20 protein-coding genes are annotated in these 23,892 nt (G+C 65.5%); 6 read left to right on the top strand and 14 right to left on the bottom strand.

What is annotated here, in order from left to right; genetic code table 11:
- Window positions 1-131: 131 nt before the first annotated feature.
- On the bottom strand, window positions 132-1,088 hold the full coding sequence (gene rarD, locus ACQP2U_RS12125) for an EamA family transporter RarD (RefSeq protein WP_433714739.1): 957 nt from the start codon (window positions 1,086-1,088) through the stop codon (window positions 132-134).
- On the opposite strand from rarD, the gene ACQP2U_RS12130 reads away from it, so the two are divergent.
- The gene (locus tag ACQP2U_RS12130; RefSeq protein ID WP_433714740.1) at window positions 1,087-3,510 is read left to right on the top strand and encodes an HAD-IC family P-type ATPase; all 2,424 of its coding nucleotides are present in this window, start codon (window positions 1,087-1,089) and stop codon (window positions 3,508-3,510) included. The two genes, rarD and ACQP2U_RS12130, sit on opposite strands and share 2 nt — an antisense overlap.
- A gap of 79 nt (window positions 3,511-3,589) precedes the next feature.
- Window positions 3,590-4,408, top strand: a complete 819-nt coding sequence (locus tag ACQP2U_RS12135; RefSeq protein WP_433714741.1) for a PhzF family phenazine biosynthesis protein — start codon at window positions 3,590-3,592, stop codon at window positions 4,406-4,408.
- A gap of 70 nt (window positions 4,409-4,478) precedes the next feature.
- On the opposite strand, the gene ACQP2U_RS12140 is transcribed toward ACQP2U_RS12135, so the two are convergent.
- From ACQP2U_RS12140 to lspA, 3 genes are all read right to left on the bottom strand, one after another.
- A complete protein-coding gene (locus ACQP2U_RS12140; RefSeq protein WP_433714742.1) occupies window positions 4,479-5,138 on the bottom strand; it encodes a hypothetical protein in 660 nt (219 codons plus the stop codon).
- A complete protein-coding gene (locus ACQP2U_RS12145) occupies window positions 5,131-6,057 on the bottom strand; it encodes an RluA family pseudouridine synthase (RefSeq protein WP_433714743.1) in 927 nt (308 codons plus the stop codon). The genes ACQP2U_RS12140 and ACQP2U_RS12145 overlap by 8 nt, the downstream gene beginning before the upstream one ends.
- Before the next feature lie 64 nt (window positions 6,058-6,121).
- A complete protein-coding gene (lspA, locus tag ACQP2U_RS12150) occupies window positions 6,122-6,823 on the bottom strand; it encodes a signal peptidase II (RefSeq protein ID WP_433714744.1) in 702 nt (233 codons plus the stop codon).
- 77 nt (window positions 6,824-6,900) lie between these two features.
- Here lspA and ACQP2U_RS12155 point away from each other — a divergent pair, with 77 nt between their 5' ends.
- Window positions 6,901-7,854, top strand: a complete 954-nt coding sequence (locus ACQP2U_RS12155; protein WP_433714745.1) for a hypothetical protein — start codon at window positions 6,901-6,903, stop codon at window positions 7,852-7,854.
- A 93-nt stretch (window positions 7,855-7,947) separates the two neighbouring features.
- Complete coding sequence (locus ACQP2U_RS12160) at window positions 7,948-8,415, top strand: VOC family protein (RefSeq protein ID WP_433714746.1); 468 nt, start codon at window positions 7,948-7,950, stop codon at window positions 8,413-8,415.
- A gap of 55 nt (window positions 8,416-8,470) precedes the next feature.
- Here ACQP2U_RS12160 and ACQP2U_RS12165 read toward each other — a convergent pair whose 3' ends face one another.
- The 8 genes from ACQP2U_RS12165 to ACQP2U_RS12200 all read right to left on the bottom strand — a co-directional run bounded on the left by ACQP2U_RS12165 (window position 8,471) and on the right by ACQP2U_RS12200 (window position 17,801).
- On the bottom strand, window positions 8,471-8,911 hold the full coding sequence (locus ACQP2U_RS12165; protein WP_433714747.1) for a Rieske (2Fe-2S) protein: 441 nt from the start codon (window positions 8,909-8,911) through the stop codon (window positions 8,471-8,473).
- 327 nt (window positions 8,912-9,238) lie between these two features.
- Window positions 9,239-11,167 (bottom strand): acetate--CoA ligase, encoded by a 1,929-nt coding sequence (acs, locus tag ACQP2U_RS12170; RefSeq protein ID WP_433714748.1) that lies wholly within the window; start codon window positions 11,165-11,167, stop codon window positions 9,239-9,241.
- A 47-nt stretch (window positions 11,168-11,214) separates the two neighbouring features.
- Entirely contained in the window at window positions 11,215-12,852 is a 1,638-nt protein-coding gene (locus ACQP2U_RS12175) for a solute symporter family protein (RefSeq protein WP_433714749.1), read from the bottom strand.
- The gene (locus tag ACQP2U_RS12180; RefSeq protein ID WP_397039567.1) at window positions 12,849-13,211 is read right to left on the bottom strand and encodes a DUF485 domain-containing protein; all 363 of its coding nucleotides are present in this window, start codon (window positions 13,209-13,211) and stop codon (window positions 12,849-12,851) included. Before ACQP2U_RS12180 ends, ACQP2U_RS12175 begins: the two co-directional genes overlap by 4 nt.
- 139 nt (window positions 13,212-13,350) lie before the next feature.
- Window positions 13,351-15,102: a cation acetate symporter gene (locus ACQP2U_RS12185; RefSeq protein ID WP_433714750.1), complete on the bottom strand. Its 1,752-nt coding sequence runs from the start codon at window positions 15,100-15,102 to the stop codon at window positions 13,351-13,353.
- A 182-nt stretch (window positions 15,103-15,284) separates the two neighbouring features.
- Window positions 15,285-15,650 carry a hypothetical protein gene (locus tag ACQP2U_RS12190; RefSeq protein WP_433714751.1) on the bottom strand — a complete coding sequence of 122 codons (366 nt, stop codon included), beginning with the start codon at window positions 15,648-15,650 and terminating at the stop codon, window positions 15,285-15,287.
- Window positions 15,647-16,444: a LytR/AlgR family response regulator transcription factor gene (locus ACQP2U_RS12195; protein WP_433714752.1), complete on the bottom strand. Its 798-nt coding sequence runs from the start codon at window positions 16,442-16,444 to the stop codon at window positions 15,647-15,649. The genes ACQP2U_RS12190 and ACQP2U_RS12195 overlap by 4 nt, the downstream gene beginning before the upstream one ends.
- Window positions 16,445-16,601: 157 nt before the next feature.
- The gene (locus ACQP2U_RS12200) at window positions 16,602-17,801 is read right to left on the bottom strand and encodes a histidine kinase (RefSeq protein WP_433714753.1); all 1,200 of its coding nucleotides are present in this window, start codon (window positions 17,799-17,801) and stop codon (window positions 16,602-16,604) included.
- A 152-nt stretch (window positions 17,802-17,953) separates the two neighbouring features.
- Between ACQP2U_RS12200 and ACQP2U_RS12205 the strand changes: the two genes are divergently transcribed.
- Window positions 17,954-18,352 carry a DUF3052 domain-containing protein gene (locus ACQP2U_RS12205; RefSeq protein WP_433714754.1) on the top strand — a complete coding sequence of 133 codons (399 nt, stop codon included), beginning with the start codon at window positions 17,954-17,956 and terminating at the stop codon, window positions 18,350-18,352.
- Between the two features lie 215 nt (window positions 18,353-18,567).
- Entirely contained in the window at window positions 18,568-22,119 is a 3,552-nt protein-coding gene (dnaE, locus tag ACQP2U_RS12210; protein WP_433714755.1) for a DNA polymerase III subunit alpha, read from the top strand.
- Between the two features lie 457 nt (window positions 22,120-22,576).
- Here the strand turns inward: dnaE and ACQP2U_RS12215 are convergent, their stop codons facing one another.
- Together ACQP2U_RS12215 and ACQP2U_RS12220 are read right to left on the bottom strand one after the other, a co-directional pair.
- Entirely contained in the window at window positions 22,577-22,885 is a 309-nt protein-coding gene (locus tag ACQP2U_RS12215) for a hypothetical protein (RefSeq protein ID WP_433714756.1), read from the bottom strand.
- Window positions 22,849-23,775 carry a Cmx/CmrA family chloramphenicol efflux MFS transporter gene (locus ACQP2U_RS12220; RefSeq protein ID WP_433714757.1) on the bottom strand — a complete coding sequence of 309 codons (927 nt, stop codon included), beginning with the start codon at window positions 23,773-23,775 and terminating at the stop codon, window positions 22,849-22,851. The genes ACQP2U_RS12215 and ACQP2U_RS12220 overlap by 37 nt, the downstream gene beginning before the upstream one ends.
- Window positions 23,776-23,892: the final 117 nt, after the last annotated feature.

Below are 23,892 nucleotides of genomic sequence, written 5' to 3' on the forward strand. Positions count from 1 at the left end.
AAACCTTCCGCCGCCTGCGGTTTTCGCGGCCAATGTACCGAGGACAAGGGGTATTCCGTCCTGTCGATATCGACAAGCGATCGCCGGAAAAACTGTGCCCGCGCTACGAAGCCATGGTTGGGAAGGGCAGGTCAGTGGCGGTCTGCTGAACTAGCCGGTTCGGTCTGGGTGGTCCGGGCCCGCCGTCGACCGCGCACCAGCGCGTCGGCGGTGAAAATCGCCAGTGCCGCCCAGATGAGCGCGAAACCGGCCCATCGCGACGCGGGCATCGGCTCATGCGCGACGGCCACGCCCCAGGCCATCTGCAACGCGGGCGTGAGGTATTGCAGCAATCCCATGGTCGAGAGCGGAACCCGTTGCGCGGCAACGGCGAACAGCAGCAGCGGCAACAGAGTGACCGGACCGGTCGAGATCATCAGTCCGGAATGTGCGATGCCACTGGCGAATTCGCTGCGCCCGGTGACCGCGAAGACTATCACGAAGCCGAGCGCGAACGGCGCGGCGACCAGGCCCTCGGCCGCGATTCCATGCAGCGCGTCCAGCGGTATTACCTTCTTCACCAGCCCGTAGGTGGCGAATGAACAGGCCAGTGCCAGCGCGATGAGCGGAGGTCTGCCGTAATCGACGGTGAGTACGGCGACCGCCGACGCACCCAGCCCCAGCGCCGCCCACTGCGCCCTGGCCAACCGCTCCCGAAAAATCAGCACACCGAATGCCACCGTCACCAGGGGATTGATGAAATACCCGAGCGCGCACTCCACCACATGCCCGGAGGTGACGCCGTAGACATACACACCCCAGTTGATCGATAGCGCCGTGATGGCCACCGCCGCCATCCGCCAAGTCCGCGCCGCGATGCCGCGCAGCCCACGGAGCTGCCCTGTTATCGCCAGCACGATGAGCACCAGCACCAATGTCCACAGAATCCGCTGCGCCACCACCTCGGCCGGATTGGCGAAGGCCAGCAACCCGAAGTACGCCGGAAACAGCCCCCAGATCAGAAATGCGCCTGTCCCGAACACCACACCTGGGACCGTCCTGCTTCGCTGCACCCTACCGACGGTAGTTCTCGGTAGCCTGGCGGTCATGTCGATTACCGTGCCCCATACGGCCGTCACCGGGCTGACCGCCGCGGAGGTCGAGCAACGTCGCCGCGACGGGCTGACCAATGACGTGCCGGACCGGGCGAGCCGATCCGTACGCGACATCGTTCGTGCGAATGTCTTCACCAGGATCAATGCCATCCTCGGAGTGCTGTTCATCCTGGTGCTGGCGACCGGCTCGATTATCGACGGTATGTTCGGTCTGCTGATCATCGCCAATAGTGCGGTCGGCATCATCCAGGAGATCCGTGCCAAGCGCACCCTCGATCAGTTGGCCATTGTCAGCCAGGCCAAGCCGACCGTGCGCCGCGACGGACAGTCGCGGGAGGTGGCGACGAAGGAGGTCGTGCTCGACGATCTGATCGAGCTCGGACCCGGCGACCAGATCGTCGTCGATGGCACGGTCGAGGAGTCCGCACTGCTCGAGGTCGATGAATCGCTGCTCACCGGTGAGGCCGATCCGGTGGACAAGTCGATCGGTGCCTCGGTGATGTCGGGCAGCTACGTCGTCTCTGGTTCCGGGGCCTACCGTGCGACGAAGGTCGGTCGGAATGCCTACGCCGCCGAACTGGCCGAAGAAGCGAGTAAGTTCACGCTGGTCAAGTCCGAATTGCGCAGCGGTATCGACACCATCCTCAAGGTCATCACCTATCTGTTGATTCCGGCGGGTCTGCTCAGCATCTACAACCAGCTGTTCTCGAGTAAGGAGTCCTGGCGGCCCGCCGTCACCGGCATGGTCGCGGCGCTGGTGCCGATGGTGCCCGAGGGGCTTGTCCTGATGACTTCGGTCGCCTTCGCGGTCGGTGTGGTGCGTCTCGGTAGGCGCAAATGTCTGGTGCAGGAATTGCCCGCCATCGAGGGGCTTGCCCGCGTCGATGTGGTGTGCGCGGATAAGACCGGCACGCTGACCGAGAACGGAATGCGCCTATCGGATATCAAGACGCTCGGCACATTCGACGACGCCGAGGTGCGACAGGCCTTGGCGGCCATGGCCGCCGACGACCCGCGCCCGAATGCGAGCGTTCAGGCCATCGGCGAGGAACTCGCCGATAAGCCGGCTTGGCGGTACACCGCGGTCGCGCCGTTCTCCTCGGCGAAGAAGTGGAGCGGGTTCTCCTACGGCGAGCACGGCGACTGGCTGCTCGGCGCGCCCGATGTGCTGCTCGAGCCGAGCTCCGAAGATGCCCGTGTCGCAGAGGAACTCGGCTCCTCGGGGCTGCGCATTCTGCTGCTCGCGCGCAGCGACCGTCCGGTCGATGCCGCCGACGCACCCGGTGTGGTCGACCCCGCGGCTCTGGTCGTGCTGGAGCAGAAGGTGCGCCCCGATGCCCGTGAGACTCTCGATTATTTTGCCAGCCAGCAGGTTTCGATCAAGGTGATCTCCGGTGACAATGCCGTGTCGGTCGGCGCGGTGGCATCCTCACTCGACCTTCGTGGCGGCGATCACGCGGTCGACGCCCGCGAATTGCCCGAAGACCGTGTCGCACTCGCCGATGTGCTCGAGCGCGAGACCACCTTCGGTCGGGTGCGCCCGGACCAGAAGCGAGCCATGGTGGGCGCCTTGCAATCTCGCGGCCACACCGTGGCCATGACCGGTGACGGTGTGAACGACGTACTGGCGCTGAAGGATTCCGATATCGGTGTCGCCATGGGGTCGGGCAGCCCAGCCACCCGCTCGGTAGCCCAGATCGTGTTGCTGGACAACAAATTCGCGACACTTCCGTATGTGGTCGGTGAGGGCCGCCGGGTGATCGGCAATATCGAGCGGGTTTCGAATCTGTTCCTCACCAAGACCGTGTACTCGGTGCTGCTCGCCTTCCTGATCGGCGTGGCCGGAGTCGGTTCGCAGATCTTCGACTACGAACCGATCGGATATCCGTTCCTGCCAAGGCATGTCACGATCGCGGCCTGGTTCACCATCGGCATTCCGGCTTTCATCCTCTCGCTGGCTCCGAACAACGAACGCGCCCGCTCCGGATTCGTCTCGCGCGTCATGCGTTTGGCGATTCCCTCCGGTGTGGTGATCGGCGTCGCCACCTTTGTCGCATATCTGATCGCCTATGCGGGTCCACATGCCACCTTCGAGCAGAAGGAACAGGCGGGCACCACCGCGCTCATCACCCTGATCATGATCGCGGTGTGGGTGCTGGCCATCGTGGCCCGGCCGTATGTGTGGTGGAAGGTGGTGCTCATCGGTGCCTCGGTCCTCGCCTATGTGCTGTTGTTCACAATCCCGTTCACCAGGCATTTCTTCAAACTCGACCCCTCGAATATCGAACTCACCACCGCGGCCTTCATCTGCGGCGCGGTCGGCATCGTGCTCGTCGAGGCCGCCTGGTGGATCGCCGCCGCAGTTCAGGGCGAGAAGCACACGCTACTTCCGAGCTCACCGGGCGGGGCCGCCTGAACAATTGGACGCCTGACCCGCCGCGCCGCGAGATACCTTGTGCGAAGCGATCATTCAGAGTTGGAGTACCTTCTCGACTATGGAGGTATTGCTGCACCAGATCGACGCGTTCGCCGACGCACCGTTCTCGGGCAACCCGGCCGCGGTCATGCCGCTGCCGGTCTGGTTGCCGGACGAGCTGTTGCACCATCTGGCCGAGGAGAACAACCTCGCCGAAACCGCCTTCTACACCTCGCAATTACCCGTCGAGGCGGGCGGTCCACCTGGGGAGTGGCCCGCCGTGCACCTGCGCTGGTTCACCCCCACCAGGGAGGTCGATATGTGCGGCCACGCCACCATGGCGACGGCCGCGCAGATTCTGGAGGACATCCACCCCGGCGAGGACCGGGTGAGCTTTTTCACCCGCAGCGGCTGGCTACACGTCGACCGCACCGATGACGACGAATACGTACTCGACCTGCCCGCGCTGGAATCCGAGGAGGTCACGCCCGATCCCGCGCTGGCCGATGCGCTCGGCGTGCGCGCGGTGCGCGCCTACACCGGATTCGATGAGGTGATCGTGGTGGGTTCCGAACGCGAGGTGCGCGAGGCGCGGCCGAATTACGCGGCGTTCCCACCGCTGGCGTTCGATGCGGTGATCACCGCGCCCGGCGATACCGTGGACTTCGTCTCCCGGGTCTTCGGTCCGGATCTCGGCGTGGCCGAGGATCCGGTCACCGGATCGGCGCACGCACAGCTGGTTCCGCTGTGGAGCCGCGAATTCGGCCGGACCGAACTCAGCGCCCGTCAGCTGTCGCGGCGCGGCGGCAGGCTGCGCTGTGAACTCGCGGGCGACCGGGTACTGCTCATCGGCCGCTGTCACCGGTACCTGGACGGTGTTGTGACACTGCCGGATTGACCAGATCGGTCGCGACCTGCGGGTCCTTTGCCCATCGTCGACCAGACCAGCAGATGAGGGCCGCGCAGAGTTACTGATCCGGCACCGGTCCGTCATCGGTGCCGGGCAGCGCGATGCCCTCGTACTCCGGCAGTAGCGGCACTATGGCGAAACTGGTGGCGACCGCGTCGGCGGGTAGCGCCTGTATGGCACGGATACCATTCTGAGCCGCGAGATTTCGGAGTTCGGGCAACGATCCCCGGACCACGAGACCGACCGTGCATGCGCACCCGGAGCGCAACCGGGCCGCCGATACCGTATTGATGCGGTCGATGCGTTCGTCGGGCGCGTGCTGTGCCAGTAGTTGCCAGGCCGCATTGTCGGCGGACGCCACGGCTACCGCGTTTCCGCCGGGCAATTGCACCGTGACGATCGGGGTAGTCACCCGCGGGATCGACACATGGTGGCTGGCCGCGGCGATGCGCAGGCCGCCACTGTGTGCCGGAATCTCGTCTGGGGTAAGGGGTTCGGTGAACGAGACCAGCGCCCAGTGCTCCGCCGCATCCGTACCGGAAAGCGAATCCTGGGCCCGCGCAAGGTAATCCGCGACGTGCTCACCCCGTTCCGGGCCGAGTCGATCGGTCGAAATGCCGGACGGTCGTGGCGGGTTGAGCACACCGAGCACCACGATCAGCACCACGAAACCGATGGCCCCGCCAGCAATGGCGATGCGGCGCAATGTTTCAGGCATTGCGCAACACGTCGAGGGCGTGCTTCAGGTCGTCCGGATACTCGCTGGTGATCTCCATATACCGGCCATCGGCCGGGTGGTTGAACCCCAGCGAACGCGCATGCAGCCACTGCCGCTCCAGCCCCAGCCGCTCCGCCAGCCGCGGATCCGCACCATAGGTGAGATCACCACAGCATGGGTGCCGGATCGCGGAGAAATGCACCCGGATCTGGTGGGTGCGCCCGGTTTCCAGATGAATATCGAGCAGGCTGGCCGCCTGGAACGCCTCGACGGTGTCGTAGTGGGTAATGCTCGGTCGCCCGTCCGCGGTGACCGCGAACTTCCAGGCATCGCCGCGGGCCCGGCCGATCGGCGCATCGATGGTGCCGCTGCTCGGATCCGGATGTCCCTGTACCAGCGCGTGATAGCGCTTATCGATGGTGCGCTGCTTGAATGCCCGCTTGAGCACGGTGTAGGCGTGTTCGGACTGCGCGACGACCATCACTCCGGAGGTGCCGACATCGAGCCGGTGGACAATGCCCTGACGCTCGTGCGCGCCCGAGGTCGAGATGCGATAGCCCGCCGCGGCCAGCCCGCCGATCACCGTCGGCCCGGTCCACCCGACACCGGTGTGCGCCGCGACGCCGACCGGCTTGTCGACCGCGACGATGTCATCATCGGCGTAGAGGATCTTCATACCCTCGACCGGCTCGGCCTCGATGGTGAGTTCCCGCTTCGGTTCCGGGAATTCGACCTCCAGCCAGGCCCCTGCCACCAGCCGATCGGATTTGCCCGCGGCGACGCCGTCGAGCTGCACCGAACCCTCCTCGGCCAGCGCGGCGACGGCGGTACGGGACAGCCCGAGCAGTCGGGACAGCCCGGCGTCGACGCGCATGCCGTCGAGTCCGTCGGGTACCGGCATGGTTCGGGTTTCCCTCATGCCTGTACCTCGCTGGGGCTCGGTTCCGGCATGAGCGAAGCTCGCTGTGACATGGTTCGCGCGCTCACGCCGCATTCCCCTTACTGCTGGCCGCACCATTGGCGCCGTTGTCCGAAGGCTCGTCCGGTTCCACGGCGGTTTCGGTGGCGGTCTCTTCGGTGTGATCGTGCCCGGCGCGGGTGCCATCGGGTTCGAAGCCGAAGACCGTCAGCACCACCAGCAGGATCGCACCGCACACGATCGAGGAGTCGGCCAGGTTGAATACCGGCCACCAGCCGACGGCAATGAAGTCCACCACATGCCCCTGCAGGGGTCCGGGCGCACGGAACAACCTGTCGACCAGATTGCCGAGCGCACCGCCGAGCACCATGCCGAGCCCGATCGCCCACCACAGCGAGCGCAGCGTGCGTCCGATCCGGATCACCCCGATCACCACGGCCGCCGCGACCAGAGTCAGCAGCCAGGTCATGCCGGTGGCCATCGAGAACGCCGCGCCCGGGTTGCGTACCAGCGACAACCGCGCGAAATCGCCGATGATCGGCACCGGATCGCCCGGGGTCAGCTCGGCCACGACAATGGTCTTGGTCAGCAGATCCAGGCCGAGCAATACCGCGGCGATGATCAGCAGCGTGCGTAGGCGCCGCGGTGCGGCGGGGTGGCCGGTATCGGCGGTCGAGGCCGGAATTTCTGCGTCGTCGCCGGGGGGAACCGCGTTATCGGCGGAGTTGTCCTCGGGCGGCCGGTCGTCACTCACGCCGACCATCATCTCTCGAGTAACGATTTGCGCTACGCACGCGGTCACCTGCATGTCCCAGCTGACACTCAGGAAGCGGTCGTACTCTGATGCTCGTGACGGTGTTGTCTTCCTCCCACGTGCCCCGAATCGCGCGTTCGGGTGTGCTGCTGATGGTGCTCGCGGTCGGATTGTCCGCGTTCGGTGTCGGCTGCAGTGACGGTGCCGAGTCGCGCGTCGAGTCCGACAGCACCGAGCCGGTCGGCATCGGCAAGGAGGTGACCGTGCCGATTTCGGCCGCGGTCGCCACCGTCGTCTCTGCGGGTGACGAGCCGCGGTCGCTGCTGCGTCCCGATTATCCTGCGGGCACGGTGCAGCAGGTGACGCTGCGCACCGACCACCACATCGAGCAGCAGATCAATGATCAGCCGCCCAGTGATTTCTCCTCGCCCGCGCTGACGATTCCGATGACGGCGCAGACCGATAGTGACAGCGTCGAGCTGACTCTCGGTACCATTTCCAGCCCGGATCCGTCGCTGGCCAAGGCGCTTACCGCCGCAGATGGTTCGCACGCCGGATTCGATATGAGCGAACTCGGCGCGATCACCGCGCTGCGGCTGGCCCCGGCGCCGGATACTTCCAATACCGCTCGCGCGGCCTTGGAACAGGCCTTCTATCAAGCGGTCTACCGCTCGATCACTTTTCCAGACCAACCGGTCGGTGAGGGTGCGGTGTGGACCGTGCGGCAGGAGGTCGACGGCGGTGTCGCACTCGATCAGGTGACCACCGCGACGCTGACCAAGCGCGAGGGCGACCGGTTGACCATCGAACTCGAGGTGAACCAGAAACCGAAGTCGCAGGTGTGGTCGCTGCCCAATAATGCGGGCAACCTCGATATCAAGGACTACATCATGCAGGGCTCGGGCACCATTACCGTCGATCTCGGTCTGCCACTGCCGGTCGCGGGCTCGATCACCGTCGGCGGACATCAGGCCTACCGCGATCCGCGCAGCGCGAGCATGCTGCAGCAGACGATCAATACGCAGGTCACCTGGAACGAATGAGGCCGTAGCTGTTTGCGCCGATCAGGCATGTCGTCCGCGGAGTGAGGAATAGGCTCGCACCTGTCCGACAAACGCCTCGATCGGAGGTAACTCATGTCCGATGTGAAACCGATCCCCGACGGGTATCCGGTGGTCTCGCCGGGGTTGGCAATCGATGGGGCCGCTGCCGCCATCGACTTCTACAAGAATATTTTCGGCGCATCGGAGCGGATGCGCATGCCCGGACCGGACGGCAAGATCGCGCACTGCGAACTCACCTTCGGCAATTCGCTCATCATGGTCGGCGACCCGGCTCCGGATATGGATTTCCTCGACCCGAAGACGGTCGGCGGCACGCCGGTCAATCTTTACGTCTATGTCGAAGACGCCGACGCTGCCTTCAGCGCCGCCCTCGCGGCCGGCGCCAAGGAACTCACCCCCATGACCACCCAGTTCTACGGCGATCGCAGTGGTGCGTTCGAGGATCCGTGGGGCCACCGGTGGACCGTGGCCACGCACGTCGAGGATGTGCCGCCGGATGAGATGGACCGGAGAATGGCCGAATTGTTCGGCGGGGCGTGAGGGTTGGTGCGATCTGCCACGCGGTAGGTGTGCCGCGCGGCGGGTGGTGCGCTGACTAATCCAGGACGATCGAGTCACCCTCGACGCGAACGGATTTCGGAACAAGTGGCTGGGTGGCCGGACCGTTGACGACCGAGCCGTCGAGACCGAATTTGCTGCCGTGGCAGGCACAGTTGATGGTGCCGCCGGAAACCGTCGCGACCTTGCAACCCGCATGCGTGCAGGCCGAGGACAGGCCGACGAAGGATCCGGCCTTCGGCTGGGTCACCACCACATCGCCCTTGATCACACCGCCGCCGACCGGCACCTCCGCGGTCGAGGCGATGGCATTGGGCTGTCCGGCCGCCACATTCGGGCCGGTAGGTCCGGCGGCCTTGGCTGGTTCGGCCGCGGGGGCGTCGGTGGTGCACGCGGTAAGTGCCGCCATGACGGCTGCCGCGCCTGCTCCTGCGATTACCACGCGGCGGCGGTCGAGGACGAAATCATCGTTGGTCATAGCGGACTCCGATCAGAAGGGGATGCCGTTGAATCCCGGCGCGGCCACCGGCGCCGCAGTTCGATCTGTCTACGTGGCAGACCGGCGAGCGGTTCAACACCCACCCCCGCAGTAGAGGGTCCAGCGGCGTGTCTCGCGGCGTGTCCGATTCGTGCCGATCAACGACAGCTGGATCGCCGCTACGGCGATGGCATATGACATTGCGATCATGCCCCGGAACGGGGGCTACGACGCCATCTCGATCGTCGGGTTATCAAGCTCTGACGTGGAGCGGCGGACCCGGTCCCCCTCATCATCGTGGTGGCCGGGTCCGCCGTGGGGCGGCGCCTATCCGCGGGCGATGGCCTCGAAGACCTTCGGATCGACGAGGGTCGACGTATCGCCGAGTTCTCGACCCTCTGCGACATCGCGGAGCAGGCGGCGCATGATCTTGCCGCTGCGGGTTTTCGGGAGTTCCGGGACGATATGGATCTCCCTCGGGCGTGCGATTGGGCTGATCTCTTGGGAGACAGCGGCTTTCAGCTCACCGATCAGCGCAGCGCCGGAGTCGTGCGCGCTCGCGGTGAGAATAACGAAGGCGACGATGGCCTGTCCGGTGGTCGCGTCGTTCGCACCGACCACCGCGGCCTCCGCGACCGACGCATGTCCGACGAGTGCGGATTCGACCTCGGCGGTGGAGATCCGGTGACCGGAGACATTCATGACATCGTCGACGCGGCCGAGCACCCAGAGGTCGCCGTCGTCGTCGAGCTTGGCTCCGTCACCGGCGAAATACCAGCCGCGGTCGGCGAATCGGTCCCAGTAGGTCTCGCGGAACCTATCCATATCACCCCAGATACCGCGCAGCATGGACGGCCACGGTTGATCCAGCACCAGCAGTCCGGAGCGGCCGCGCTCGAGTTCGGCTCCGTCGTCGTCGACGATCTTCGCGGAAATGCCGGGCAGCGGGGTCATGGCCGCACCCGGTTTGGCCGTCGTCACGCCCGGCAGTGGGGAGATCATGATGGCACCGGTCTCGGTCTGCCACCAGGTGTCCACAATGGGAGTCCTATTGCCGCCCAATACGTCTCGGTACCAGCGCCAGGCTTCCGGATTGATCGGTTCGCCGACGCTGCCGAGCAGCCGCAGCGAGGTCAGATCGTGCGCATCGGGAATCTCGCGACCCCACTTCATGAAGGTCCGCACCAGCGTGGGGGCGGTGTAATAAATGGTGACGCCGTACTTTTCGATGATGTCGAAGTGCCGGTGCCCATCGGGGAAGTTGGGAGTGCCCTCGTAGACGACCTGGGTCGCGCGGTTGGCGAGCGGTCCGTAGACGATATAGCTGTGTCCGGTGACCCAACCGATATCGGCGGTGCACCAGTAAACGTCTTGTCCCGCTCGGTGATCGAAGACGTTGTGGTGGGTGTAGGCCGCCTGGGTCAGATAGCCGGCGGTGGTGTGCAGGATGCCCTTGGGTTTTCCGGTGGTGCCGGAGGTGTAAAGGATGAACAGCGGATGCTCGGCGTCGAAGGCCTGCGCCTGGTGATCCGAGGATGCGTCGGTGACCGTGTCGTGCCACCACAGATCACGGCCCTCGGTCCACGGCACCTCGATATTGGTGCGCCGCACCACGAGTACGTGCTCAACGGTGTGCTTGCCATCGGCCAGCGCCTCGTCGACGGCCGCCTTCAGCGGTGCGGCGGTACCGCGCCGCCACTGCCCGTCGGTGGTGATCACCAAGCGGGCCCCGGCATCATCGACCCGCTGGCGCAGGGCTGTCGGCGAGAATCCGGCGAATACCACCGAATGGGTGAGCCCGAGCCGGGCGCAGGCCAGCATGGCGACAATCGCCTCCGGCACCATCGGCATATAGATGGCGACCCGATCGCCGGTCCGCAGCCCGAGCTCAGTGAAATAGTTTGCCGCCCTTGATACTTCGGCGAGCAACTCGGCGTAGGTGATTACCCGAGAGTCACCCGGCTCGCCTTCCCAATGGATGGCCACCTGCTCGCCGTACCCGTCGAGCACGTGCCGGTCCACGCAGTTGTAGGCGACATTGAGTTTGCCGTCGACGAACCATTTCGCGACCGGTGCGTCGCTCCAGTCGAGGATCTGCGTCCACGGCTGATGCCAGTGCAACCGCCGAGCCTGTTCGGCCCAGAACTCCAGCCGATCGGCGGCGGCGCGATCGTACAGTGCCGCACCGGCATTGGCGCTCGCGGCGAATGTCGCATCCGGCGGGTAGGTGGTCGGGTCGGTGGTTGCGCTGGTCAACGTCGATCTTTCCTCTCGAAACAATCAGGGCAGCAAGGTGGATTCGGTCAGTGCGCGACCGCCTTCTCCGCGCCGACACCGGTGAGCGAACGAACCTCCATCTCGGCCTGCTTCGCCGGATCCTCCGACGTACGCCCGCCGAGGAAGGTGCCGACCACGCCGAGTGCGAAAGCCAACGGGATGGAGACGATTCCCGGATTCGACAGCGGGAACCAATCGAAATCCGAGCCGGGAATCATCGAGGTCTTCGTCCCGGATACCGCGGGGGAGAACACGATCAGCACAATGGTCGAGATCAGGCCGCCGTACATGCTGAACAGGGCGCCGGCGGTGTTGAACCGCTTCCAGAACAGCGAGTACACGATGGTCGGCAGATTCGCCGCGGCCGCGACGGCGAAGGCCAGCGCCACCAGGAAGGCGATGTTCTGACCGTTGGCCAGGATGCCGAGCCCGATGGCCAGCGCACCGATCACCACCGCGGTGATCCGGGAAATCCTGACCTGCTTGTTCTCGTCGACCTGCCCCTTCTTGATCACGCTGGCGTAGATATCGTGCGCGAACGATGCCGATGCGGTGATGGTCAGACCCGCGACGACCGCGAGGATGGTGGCGAAGGCGACCGCGGAAATAACGCCGAGCAGGATGACGCCACCGAGTTCGAAGGCCAGCAGCGGCGCCGCCGAATTCTGCCCGCCTGCCGCGGCCAGAATGCGATCCGGCCCGACAATGGCGGCCGCGCCGTAACCGAGTACCAGGGTGAACAGGTAGAACGCGCCGATCAGGCCGATCGCCCAAACCACCGAGCGCCGCGCCTCTTTCGCGGTCGGCACGGTGTAGAAGCGCATCAGCACATGCGGCAGACCCGCGGTGCCTAGCACCAGCGCCAGTCCGAGCGAGACGAAGTTCAGCTTGGAGGTCGCGCTGCCGCCGTACTGGGCGCCGGGGGCGAGCACGTCACGGGCGGCGACTCCCTTGGACTTCGAGCCGTGCACCGCGTCCTGTGCCGAGCCGAGAATGTCGGAGAAGTTGAAACCGAACTTGGCGAACACCATTACCGTCATCAGCGCCGCGCCGGTAATGAGCAGCACCGCCTTGATGATCTGCACCCACGTGGTGCCCTTCATGCCACCGACCAGCACGTACACGATCATCAGCACACCAACGACGGCAATGACGATGCTCTGTCCGGTTTTATCGGAGATATCGAGCAGCAGCGCGACCAGACCGCCCGCGCCCGCCATCTGCGCCAGCAGATAGAACAGCGACACCGCGAGCGTGGTCAGTGCGGCGGCGGTGCGGACCGGGCCTTGCTTCAGTCGGAAGCTCAGCACATCGGCCATGGTGAATTTGCCGGTGTTCCTGAGCATTTCGGCGACCAGCAGAAGTGCGACCAACCAGGCCACCAGAAAGCCGATCGAGTAAAGGAACCCGTCGTAGCCGTATACCGCGATGGCGCCCGCGATGCCGAGAAAGCTTGCGGCGGAAAGGTAATCACCCGCGATGGCGATGCCGTTCTGCGGGCCGGAGAAGCCGCGGCCGCCGGTGAAGTAGTCGGCGGCGGTGCGGTTATTGCGGCTGGCCCGGATCACCACGATCATCGTGATCGCCACGAACAGGCCGAAAATGGCGATATTCGCGGCGGGATTGCCGACGGTCTCGGCGGCCGATAGATATTGCGTTCTCACGCCTGGTCTCCCTCGAGGTAGTTGCGGATCGACGCGGCGCGCGGATCGAGTTCCTTATTGGCGAACCGGACATACAGCCAGGTGATCAGGAACGTCGAGACGAATTGCCCGAGGCCGAGCAGCAGGCCGAGGTTGATAACGCCGATGACCTTGGTGGCCATGAAGTCGTGCGCGTAGGCGCCGAGCAGCACATAGCTCAGGTACCAGACCAGGAACAGTGCGGTCATCGGAAAGATGAAGCGGCGCAACCGGCTTCGCAATTCCTGGAACTGGGGACTCGACTGGACGGCGGCGAAATCCTGCGCCGTCGGCGTGCGCCGCGGCGGCGTGCCGTCTTTGTCGAGGTCGATACTGGTCATCGCGGGGTCCTAGCGTGTGACGTGGCTTACTATCCGCCGACCATAAGGGGAGACGCGTGAGCGATTCATGATGTGGCGTGGATCACTCTGTGAAGGCGTCGGTTTGTGCGGTGAACGGTCGGCTGACCGCGACGAACGGTCAGCGGCTCAGCCCGATGGCGCGCTCCCGGTCCGCGCCCATGCCGAGCCGTTCGGGGGCGTGCATCCGGACGAAAATGCGTCCAACCGTGCGGGCGCTCTGACCGCGCGTCAGCACGCTGACCAGGATCATCGCTGCGAATGCCAGCGGTACGCTGAGCGCCGCGGGATAGCTGAGGACCGCCGCGAGCCAACCGTTCGCCAGTTCGTCGGAGATGCCGCCGGTCACCGAAACCGCCGTCGCGCCGCCCGCTGCCAGACCACCCGCGATCAGTCCGGTGGCCGCGCCCTTGGCCGTCAGACCACGCCACCAGACACCGAGCACCAGCAGCGGACACAGCGTCGAGGCCGCCACCGAAAAGGCGAGCGCGACGGTGCGGGACAGATCCAGCGACACCACCATGATCGAAACACCAAGGGGCACAGCGCCGGCGAATACCGCAGCCGCCCGGAAATCGCGAATCCGACCGCGCAGCATATCCGTACTCAGCACGCCCGCGATGCTGACCAGCAGTCCGGACGAAGTGGAAAGGAACGCCGCGATCGCACCCGCCGCGGCCAGTGCCGCCAGCAGTTGTCCCGGTAGGCCAGCCAGCACTGATCCGGGCAGCAACACGACCGCGGCATCGGAGGTTCCGGTGATCAGCAGCTGCGGCACGTACAGCCGCGCGAAAACCCCCAGCAGAATGGGGAAGAGGTAGAACATCCCGACCAGGCCGATCACCGCGAGCGCGGTTGTACGCGCCGCGCGTCCATCGGGATTCGTATAGAACCGCACGAGCACGTGCGGTAGTCCCATCGTGCCGAGGAACGTGGCGATGATCAGCGAATACACCTGGTAGGTCGGGTGGGTGCCGCCGAATCCGCCGCCGGGTGCCAGCCATGCGGCACCGTCGGTCGGCGCACCGGCTACCACCGGTACGGCCGAGCCCGGCTCGAGGGTCAGTTCGGTGCCCGCCGCCAATTCGTGTGTGCCGGGTGTGAGCAGGACCGGGCCGTCCACCTGGCGATCGTCGAGCGACCCGGTGATCGAAACCTGTTGCGGCGCACCGACACGCACTACCACCGCGGTGCTGACATCAACGGTGGTGCGTTCGGTGACCATCGGGGGAGCAGGGGTGCCGAGTGCGCGATCCTCGGCCAGGAAATGTCCGAGCAGCACCATCGCCGGGAGCGCCACCGCGGTCAGTTTCAGCCAATACTGGAAGGCTTGGACCAGCGTGATCGATCGCATGCCGCCACCGGCCACATTCGCGATGATGATCGCGCCCACCGCCACCGCGCCGACCCATTTCGGCACATTCAGCAAGATGTGCAGTGTGAGCCCGGCCCCCTGGAACTGCGGAATGAGATACACCCCGCAGACCAGCACCACCACGACCGCTGCCAGCCTGCGCAGCCGCAGCGAGCCGAGCCGGAACTCCGCGAAATCGGGCACCGTATACGCGCCCGACCTGCGCAGTGGTGCGGCCACGAACAGCAGTAGTCCGAGATATCCGGCGGTGAACCCGACCGGATACCACAGCGCGTCCGCACCGTATTTCGCGATCAGTCCCGCGACACCGAGAAAGGAAGCGGCCGAGAGGTATTCGCCGGAGATCGCGGCCGCATTCCAGCGTGGCCCGACGCTGCGTGATGCGACCAGGAAGTCGGAGGTAGTACGCGCCAAACGGACACCGTAAACGCCGATCGCGACGGTGGCGAGAGCGGCGAACAGCAATGCGAAAAGCGTGAGCGCGGGAGCCGTCGCCATGTTCACGACACGTCTCGATCCGTTCCGATATCCGGTAGGCACAGTCCGGGCACAGCATCGGGTTGTGCAGCGGCACGACCCCTTTCGACGCTGTCGCCCGAACTACTCCCAGGACGACCGGACGCGGTGCGTACATACCCGGCTGAGCGCGGGCGAGCTGGATGTGCTGCGCGGGGCATCTGTCAGTCCTCGGCCAAATCCAGGAAGTCCTGCTCGTTGCGTTCGGCGAGTCGGACATACAGCCGCCCGACGCCGTACAGCACCGGATATACCGCAATACCGAGTGCCAACCATGGCAGCCGCACCCCGAGCAAAACGAACGATCCCACCGACCCGAGCCGGAAAAGTACCGGGAGCGAACATAATACGAGCACCATGACCAACCCGACCCGCACCGCCAGCCCCAACTGCGCCCGAATCAGACCGCTGATCAGCGCCTCGCCGATCTCGGTCTGCTCGACCACCTCCGTGCGGGTCCGCACGCGTCGTGCGCCACGGCGCTCGGCGAGCACAACGCGCTGTCTGGTCGGACGCTGCGGAGTGGTCACGGATTCGTCCACTGCTGTCGTGGCCCGTGTACGAGCCGCTGCTTCAACTCCCGCACCTGTCGACGGCTGACCGGCAACTCCACCGCCGCGGCATTGCCGTCGGCCCGCAGCCGGACCACCGTTGCGGTGCCGACCGTGCGCAGCCCGGTCACCAACCGCAGCGCCACCAGATAAGACCGGTGCACCCGCAGGAATCCCGCATTCTCCCATCGGGATTCCAACGCCGATAATGGAATCCGCACCAGATGCGAGCCGCCGCTGGTGTGCAGTCGGGCGTAATCGCCCTCCGCCTCCACCCAGCTCACGCTCGACCGGTGTACCAGCGTGGTGACCCCACCGAGCTCGACCGGAATCACCTCATTGGGGTCGGTGCGCGGTGCCGCGACGGCAGGGGCCGGTGTGGTGCGTGACGTGACGATCCGCCGCACCGCCTCCGCCAACCGCGCCTCGCGCAGTGGTTTCAGCAGATAGTCCACCGCACCCAGATCGAAGGCCGCGATCGCCTGGTCATCGTGGGCTGTCACGAATACCACAGCGGGCGGGTTCGCGAACTCGGACAGGATGCCAGCTAGTTCCATCCCGTCCAGCCCGGGCATATTGATATCGAGCAAAACCGCGTCGATGGGATGCGCCCGCATCAGCCGCAGTGCGCTGGTCGCATCGTTCGCGGCGTGGATTTCGCCGACCCCCGGCTGGGCGCGCAGCAAATACACCAGCTCGTCCAGAGCGGGTTTCTCGTCGTCCACGGCGAGCACGCGCAGTGCGGCGGCGGACTGGTCGGTGGTCCGGGTCACAATCGTTCCATGGTAAGCGGAGCCCCTGCGCGGTCGGCCCGGATACCTGGACCAGGGCTGAATCGGGACTGAATCCACGCGCTTGTTTGTCAGCGCAGACGTGAAATCGCGCAGTCGTAGCGACGAGCATTCGTGTGCCGTGCCAAGTGACCTGTCGTCAGGCCTGGATGCCGGCGCGGAATTTCGGCACGCGGAGGCTGACCTTGGTGCCCGCACCAGGGGCGGTCTCCACGATCAAACCGTAGTCATTGCCGAAGGCGGCACGTAAGCGGTCGTCGACGTTGGCCAGGCCCACATGAGCGGATTCGCCCGAGCCCGCCGGGCCGGTTCCGGTTTCGATGGCGTCGAGGGCACCGGAGCGCAATAGATCCGGATCCATTCCGATGCCATCGTCCTCGACGCTGATCACGCAGTCGGTACCGGCGTCGGCCGCGACAATGGTCACCGTGCCGCCGCGCGTCGCCCGGGCCAAACCGTGCCGAACCGCGTTCTCCACCAAGGGTTGCAGCGCCAGGAACGGCAGTACGACGCCGAGCACCTCCGGTGCGATCTGCAACCGCACCTGCAACACATCGCCGAACCGGGCGCGCTCCAGCGCCAGATACCGCTCGATATTGCGCAGTTCGTCCGAGAGCACCGTGAATTCGCCCGCGGCACGGAAGGAATATCGGGTGAAGTCGGCGAACTCCAGGATCAGCTCGCGCGCCCGATCGGGATCGGTACGCACAAACGACGCGACCGTATTGAGCGCGTTGTAGATGAAATGCGGGCTGATCTGGGCGCGCAACGCGCGCACCTCGGCCCGATCGAGGCGGGCGCGCGAGGCGTCCAATTCCGCCAATTCCAGCTGCCCGCAGGCATATCGCGCCACCTCGGCGACCGCCCCCAAGCGGCCTGGTTCCGGCTTTGCGGTGGTTACCACCCCCAAAGCCCCTGCCACCCCGGCATTTTCGATGAGCAGTGGCTGCGCGATCAGCGTCCGCCCGGCATGTTCACTGCGACCCGGTCCTGACACCAGCACCGGCCGCTCGGTCGCCACCGCTCGCCTGGCCGCATCGGCGAAGGGCTCGGCAAGATCCGAATGGGGCCCGTCCCATGCCAGCAATGTGCCGTCCGCATCGGCCACCCCCAACGCGTCGGCTCCGGTGAGTATCCGAAGATGCGGTGCGGCCTCCTGCGCGGAGCGATCGTTGAGCCCTTGGCGCAACGGGCGCGCTGCCAGCGATGCGGTGTGCAGCGCCGAGTAGACCGCTCGCTCGGCCGGTGTGGTCACCACCCTGCGTGTCCGGGACCACACCAGTAGCGCGCCGACGATCAGCACGCCTGCCACACCGACCGCGACAACGGCGGTGGTCACAGCGCCCCCGCTTTCCGGTTCTGCCGCTGCCATACCATCGCCCGATTATCGCGCTGTCCGTGGCCAGTGCGTGGTCGACCGCGCCGAGCTATGCGCACCCTCCAGTCCGAACGGACGAACACCCGGCAATCCCGTCGGCATACAGTCGTGCGATGACCGCGGGCTACTCCGGAACCCCTTTGGCCAAGAAACTCGGCATCAAGCCCGGCCACCGGGTGGTGCTCCTACATGCCGCGCCGGGCTGGCGGATCCCGGACCTTCCGCCCGAAGTGGAAATCGCCGCCGATCAGCCGGATCGGGCCGAGGTGGTGCTCGCCTTCTACCGCACCCGTGTCGAACTCGCCGACGAGGCACCGGATCTCGCCGCAGGACTGGCCAAGGGGGCCATGTTGTGGATCGCTTGGCCGCGCAAGGCGGGCGGGCACGTCAGCGATATCGCCGAGAACGATCTGCGCGAGTTGCTGCTCCCTATCGGCGTCGTGGATGTGAAGGTGGCGGCGCTCGACAACGATTGGTCCGGTTTGAAATTCGTCTGGCGCAAGCGCGCTTGATCGAGGGCTGGAGCGGCCCGCAGGGCACCCCGCTGTCGCGGAAAACGGACAGCGCCATAGAGTGGCGCGAGGCGCGCCGGTGATCTTCACCACCGACACGCCGAGCCCTCCTGGGCCGTCCCGTGACGGCGCGCGTGCCTCCCGAAATTTGTCACACCCACGTGCCTAGAATCGCTAGGCCAACCCCCGTCGAGACCTTGGGAGGAAGGACCGTCTTGGCCGCCTCGTCCGGATCGTTCGTTCACCTGCACAACCACACCGAGTACTCGATGCTCGATGGTGCGGCCAAAATCTCTCCGCTCTTCGCCGAGGCGAAACGGTTGGGAATGAACGCGGTCGGGATGACCGACCACGGCAATATGTACGGGGCGTCCGAGTTCTACAACTCCGCCAAGAAAGCCGATATCAAGCCGATCATCGGCATCGAGGCCTACATCGCACCGGGTTCCCGGTTCGACACCAAGCGCGTGCAGTGGGGTGACCCCAGCCAGAAAGGCGACGACGTCTCCGGTTCCGGCGCCTACACGCATATGACCATGGTCGCGGAGAACGCGACCGGTCTGCACAACCTGTTCAAGCTGTCCTCGCTCGCCTCACTGGAGGGTCAGCTCGGCAAGTGGGCGCGCATGGACGAGGAGATCATCGCCGAGCACGCCGCGGGCATCATCGCCACCACCGGCTGCCCCTCGGGTGAGGTGCAGACCCGGCTGCGCCTCGGCCACGACCGCGAGGCCCTGGAGGCCGCGGCCAAATGGCAGGAGATCTTCGGTCCGGACAATTTCTTCCTCGAGATCATGGACCACGGCCTGTCCATCGAGCGCCGGGTCCGCGAGGGGCTGCTCGAGGTCGGCAAGAAGCTCGGGATCCGGCCGCTGGCCACCAACGACTGCCACTACGTCACCAAGGATGCCTCGACCAACCACGAGGCGCTGCTGTGTATCCAGACCGGTAAAACCCTCAGCGACCCAACGCGTTTCAAGTTCGACGGTGACGGCTACTACCTGAAGTCCGCGGAGGAGATGCGGGCGATCTGGGATATGGAGGTGCCCGGCGCCTGCGATTCCACGCTGCTGATCGCCGAGCGGGTGCAGTCTTATGACGAGGTGTGGCAGCACCGCGACCGGATGCCGATCTTCCCGGTGCCCGACGGCCACGACCAGGCCAGCTGGCTGCGCCGCGAGGTCGACCTCGGACTGCGGCGACGTTTCCCGGACGGCGCGCCCCAGGAATATCTGGACCGCGCCCAGTACGAGATCGGCGTCATCCTGGAGATGGGCTTCCCGGCCTACTTCCTCGTCGTCGGTGACCTGATCAATCACGCCCGCGATGTCGGCATCCGTGTCGGTCCCGGCCGTGGTTCCGCGGCCGGTTCGCTGGTCGCCTACGCACTCGGTATCACCAATATCGACCCGATTCCGCACGGTCTGCTCTTCGAGCGCTTCCTCAATCCCGAGCGCGTGTCGATGCCCGATATCGATATCGACTTCGACGATCGCCGCCGCGGTGAGATGGTCCGCTACGCGAGTGAGAAGTGGGGCACCGACCGGGTCGCGCAGGTCATCACCTTCGGCACCATCAAGACCAAGGCCGCCATCAAGGATTCGGCGCGCGTGCTGTTCGGTCAGCCCGGATTCGCCATCGCCGACCAGATCACCAAGGCGCTGCCGCCGCCGATCATGGCCAAGGACATCTCGGTTTCCGGTATCACCGACCCGGAACACGAGCGGTACAAGGAGGCCGCCGAGGTTCGCGAGCTCATCGCGAACAATCCCGATGTCGCCAAGATCTACGAAACCGCGCGCGGTCTAGAGGGCCTGATCCGCAATGCGGGTGTGCACGCCTGTGCGGTCATCATGTCCTGTGATCCGCTCACCGACGCGATCCCGGTCTGGAAGCGGCCCCAGGACGGTGCGCTCATCACCGGCTGGGACTATCCGTCGTGTGAGGCCATCGGCCTGCTGAAGATGGACTTCCTCGGTCTGCGCAACCTGACCGTGATCGGCGACGCGCTGGAGAATATCCAGGCCAACCGCGGTATCGACCTGGATATGGATCGGTTGCCGCTCGACGATTCGCGCACCTACGAATTGCTTTCCCGCGGTGACACTCTCGGCGTTTTCCAGCTCGATGGTGGGCCCATGCGCGATCTGCTGCGCCGCATGCAGCCGACCGCGTTCGAGGACATCGTGGCCGTCGGCGCGCTGTATCGCCCCGGCCCGATGGGCATGAACGCGCACAACGACTACGCCGACCGCAAGAACAACCGGCAGGAAGTCAAGCCGATCCATCCGGAGTTGGAGGAGCCGCTCAAGGAGATCCTCGGCGAAACCTACGGCCTGATCGTCTACCAAGAGCAGATCATGCACGTCGCGCAGAAAGTGGCCGGGTACTCGCTCGGTCGAGCAGATATTCTGCGCCGCGCGATGGGTAAGAAGAAGGCCGAGGTGCTGGCCGCGGAGTTCGAGGGCTTCGAGGCGGGCATGCAGGCCAACGGATATTCCAAGGCGGCTATCAAGGCGCTGTGGGACACCATCCTTCCGTTCGCCGGATACGCGTTCAACAAATCGCACGCCGCCGCCTACGGTCTGATCTCCTACTGGACCGCATATCTCAAGGCGAACTATCCCGCCGAATATATGGCGGCCCTGCTCACCTCCGTTGGCGACGATAAGGACAAGGCCGCGGTCTACCTGTCGGATTGCCGCCGCCTCGGCATCACCGTGCTGCCGCCGGATGTCAACGAATCCGAGATGAACTTCGCCTCGGTGGGTAAGGACATCCGCTTCGGCCTGGGCGCGGTGCGCAATGTCGGCGCCAATGTCGTCAGTTCGATCATCCAGGCGCGCAAGGAGAAGTCGAAGTTCACCGATTTCTCGGACTACCTGAACAAAATCGACGCTATCGCCTGCACCAAGAAGGTGACCGAATCCCTCATCAAAGCAGGCGGATTCGATTCGCTCGGCCATCCGCGCAAGGGTCTGCTGCTGGTGCACTCCGATGCCATCGATGCGGTGATGTCCACCAAGAAGGCCGAGGCGATCGGCCAATTCGACCTCTTCGGCGGGCTCGATGACGGCGACGAATCGGTGGCCTCCGTCTTCAATGTCAAGGTGCCCGATGACGAGTGGGAGACCAAGCACAAGCTGGCGCTCGAGCGGGAAATGCTCGGCCTGTACGTGTCCGGACATCCGCTCAACGGTGTCGAACATGTGCTTGCGGCACAGGCGGATACAGCGATTCCGGCCATTCTCGAAGGTGATATCAAGGACGGCACCCAGGTGACCATCGGCGGCATCCTCGCCTCGGTCAACCGCCGCATCAATAAGAACGGTCTGGCCTGGGCCTCGGCGCAGATCGAGGATTTGACCGGTGGTATCGAGGTCTTGTTCTTCCCGCAGGCCTATTCGGTGTACGGCGCGGATGTGGTGGAAGACGCGGTCGTACTGGTGAAGGCCAGGGTATCGGTACGTGATGACCGAATCTCCTTGATCGCCAACGATCTCGCCGTCCCCGACCTCTCCTCGATCGGTGTGGCCAAGCCGCTGGCGGTCGTCATGCCGACGCGTCTGTGCACACCGGACAAGATCGGCGAGCTCAAGCGCATCCTGTCGAGGCATCCGGGCACCGCGGACGTTCACGTCCGCCATGTGGGTGCGCGCGACAACACGTCACTGTGGAAATTGGATGACAGCCTGCGGGTTTCACCGTCCTCGGCGCTGATGGGCGACCTGAAGGCCCTGCTCGGGCCAGGATGCCTCGCGGGCTGATGCAGTTCGTCTGAATCGATTGCGGCGGCTTCGCGCCCGTTTCGTGTGTCCGCCGCCCGCCTCCACGGCATCGTGACGGCCGCCAGCGGCCGCATCTCGGAGAGCAGGCGTGTTTCGGCGCGAACTCGAGCGGATGCGAAGACCGAGCGCGGGACGAGCAGTCCCTGGGACAGGGCGAAGCGCCCAACTGTCCGAACCCGCACGGGTTCGGGCGGTTGCGGCGACGGGGAAGATCGGGCAGTCCGCGCGGTATTCAGTGTCGGCCGGGACCGATCGAGAAGCGTTGTGATGGTGCGCATTCAGACCGTGGGTCCGACGATGGCGCCAATCCACCGGGCTGACCGTCTCGATCTGGTGGGCCCCGGCGGTGCGGCGTGGCCGCCCAACCCACGGCGGCCAGCCTCGACCGCGGGGACCACGTCGATCCAGCCGATGACGTCCACTTGGAGCTACGCGTTCAGGCAGTAAGTTCTGACATTGCCCGATCCGCTGGGCCGATTGCGTCAACCTGCTGGGCCCGGCGGTGTAGCGCGGCCGCCCAAGCGATGGTGGCCAGTGCCGCGACGGCGAGGGCAGCGCCGATCCAGGCGACCGAGGGATAGCCGAGGCCGCCGCCGATGGCCAGGCCGCCGAGCCACGGGCCTACGGTGATGCCGACATTGAATGCGGAGAAGTTGACCGCGGTCGCGAGGGTTGGTGCCGCCCCGGCCAATGCGAATACTCGGGTGTTCAGTGCCGGATTCGTGGCGAATCCGACGGCGCCCAATAGGAATACGAGGATGAGGACCGGCGCGGCATGGTCGCGGTCAGCGCCAACGCTGCCGAGATGATGATCAACCCGATCATGCCGATGGTCAGTACGCGGAAGGGATGGGCATCCGCGGCCCGGCCGCCGACCGTGATGCCGATCAGCGCGCCGATGCCGTACAGCGTGAGCACCAAGGGAATCCAGCTCTCCGCTATTGCGGTGGTGCGGGACAGGAGCGCGCCGAGGTAGGCGAAGCTCACCAATAGCGCGCCGGTCGAGAGTGCGGTGGTGCCGTAGGACAGCCAGAGCCGCGGATTGATCATGGTGCGCAGTTCGTGGCGCAGGTTCGGCACCTCGGCGGGACGTCCGCCGGGAATCTTCGTCGCTATCCCGGCCATGGCAAGCGCGGACAGGATGGCGACCGCCCAGAACGCGGCCCGCCAGCCCAGATGCTGGCCGATCACCGTCCCCGCCGGGAGCCCGACGATAGTGGCCACGGTCAGCCCGCCCGCGACAATACTCATTGCCCGACCGCGCGCGTTCTCCGCTACCAGACTCAGCGCCGTGGTCGCGGCGACCGCCCAGAATCCGGCGTAGACGAATGCGCCGACCACCCTGGTTCCGAAGAGCACCCAGTAGCCCGGGGTCAATGCGGCCACCACATGCGCGGCGATGAACACCCCGAGGAAGGTCAGCAGTGCGGTGCGGCGTGGCCAGCGCAGGGTGATTACGGCCAGCGCTGGCGCGCCCACCAGCATGCCCAGTGCGAATGCCGAAATCAGGAGGCCCGCTTGGGGGATCGAGACGCCGAGGTCGGCGGCCATTTGGGTGAGCAGGCCGGAGAGCATCAGCTCCGAGGTGCCCTGGGCGAATATCGATAGCCCGAGTATGTAGACGGCGAGCGGCATGAGACCCTCTCTTATTTTGGATTGATCAGTTCAAAATGGTGGCATAGAAATGCGGCACTTGCGTCGGCGTGCCGGAAACGCCGGTGGTCTGGTTCCAGGGCTATTGCCCTACGTTCG

This window comes from Nocardia sp. CA-084685 (assembly GCF_050955785.1).
Classification (GTDB): domain Bacteria; phylum Actinomycetota; class Actinomycetes; order Mycobacteriales; family Mycobacteriaceae; genus Nocardia.

What these genes read in the sequence shown, in the direction of transcription:
- ACQP2U_RS12130 (WP_433714740.1), top strand. Translation starts at nt 1,087, where the DNA reads ATGTCGATTACCGTGCCCCATACGGCCGTCACCGGGCTGACCGCCGCG.
- rarD (WP_433714739.1), bottom strand. Translation starts at nt 1,088, where the DNA reads ATGACCGCCAGGCTACCGAGAACTACCGTCGGTAGGGTGCAGCGAAGC.
- ACQP2U_RS12135 (WP_433714741.1), top strand. Translation starts at nt 3,590, where the DNA reads ATGGAGGTATTGCTGCACCAGATCGACGCGTTCGCCGACGCACCGTTC.
- ACQP2U_RS12140 (WP_433714742.1), bottom strand. Translation starts at nt 5,138, where the DNA reads ATGCCTGAAACATTGCGCCGCATCGCCATTGCTGGCGGGGCCATCGGT.
- ACQP2U_RS12145 (WP_433714743.1), bottom strand. Translation starts at nt 6,057, where the DNA reads ATGAGGGAAACCCGAACCATGCCGGTACCCGACGGACTCGACGGCATG.
- lspA (WP_433714744.1), bottom strand. Translation starts at nt 6,823, where the DNA reads ATGATGGTCGGCGTGAGTGACGACCGGCCGCCCGAGGACAACTCCGCC.
- ACQP2U_RS12155 (WP_433714745.1), top strand. Translation starts at nt 6,901, where the DNA reads ATGCTCGTGACGGTGTTGTCTTCCTCCCACGTGCCCCGAATCGCGCGT.
- ACQP2U_RS12160 (WP_433714746.1), top strand. Translation starts at nt 7,948, where the DNA reads ATGTCCGATGTGAAACCGATCCCCGACGGGTATCCGGTGGTCTCGCCG.
- ACQP2U_RS12165 (WP_433714747.1), bottom strand. Translation starts at nt 8,911, where the DNA reads ATGACCAACGATGATTTCGTCCTCGACCGCCGCCGCGTGGTAATCGCA.
- ACQP2U_RS12180 (WP_397039567.1), bottom strand. Translation starts at nt 13,211, where the DNA reads ATGACCAGTATCGACCTCGACAAAGACGGCACGCCGCCGCGGCGCACG.
- ACQP2U_RS12185 (WP_433714750.1), bottom strand. Translation starts at nt 15,102, where the DNA reads ATGGCGACGGCTCCCGCGCTCACGCTTTTCGCATTGCTGTTCGCCGCT.
- ACQP2U_RS12205 (WP_433714754.1), top strand. Translation starts at nt 17,954, where the DNA reads ATGACCGCGGGCTACTCCGGAACCCCTTTGGCCAAGAAACTCGGCATC.
- ACQP2U_RS12220 (WP_433714757.1), bottom strand. Translation starts at nt 23,775, where the DNA reads ATGCCGCTCGCCGTCTACATACTCGGGCTATCGATATTCGCCCAGGGC.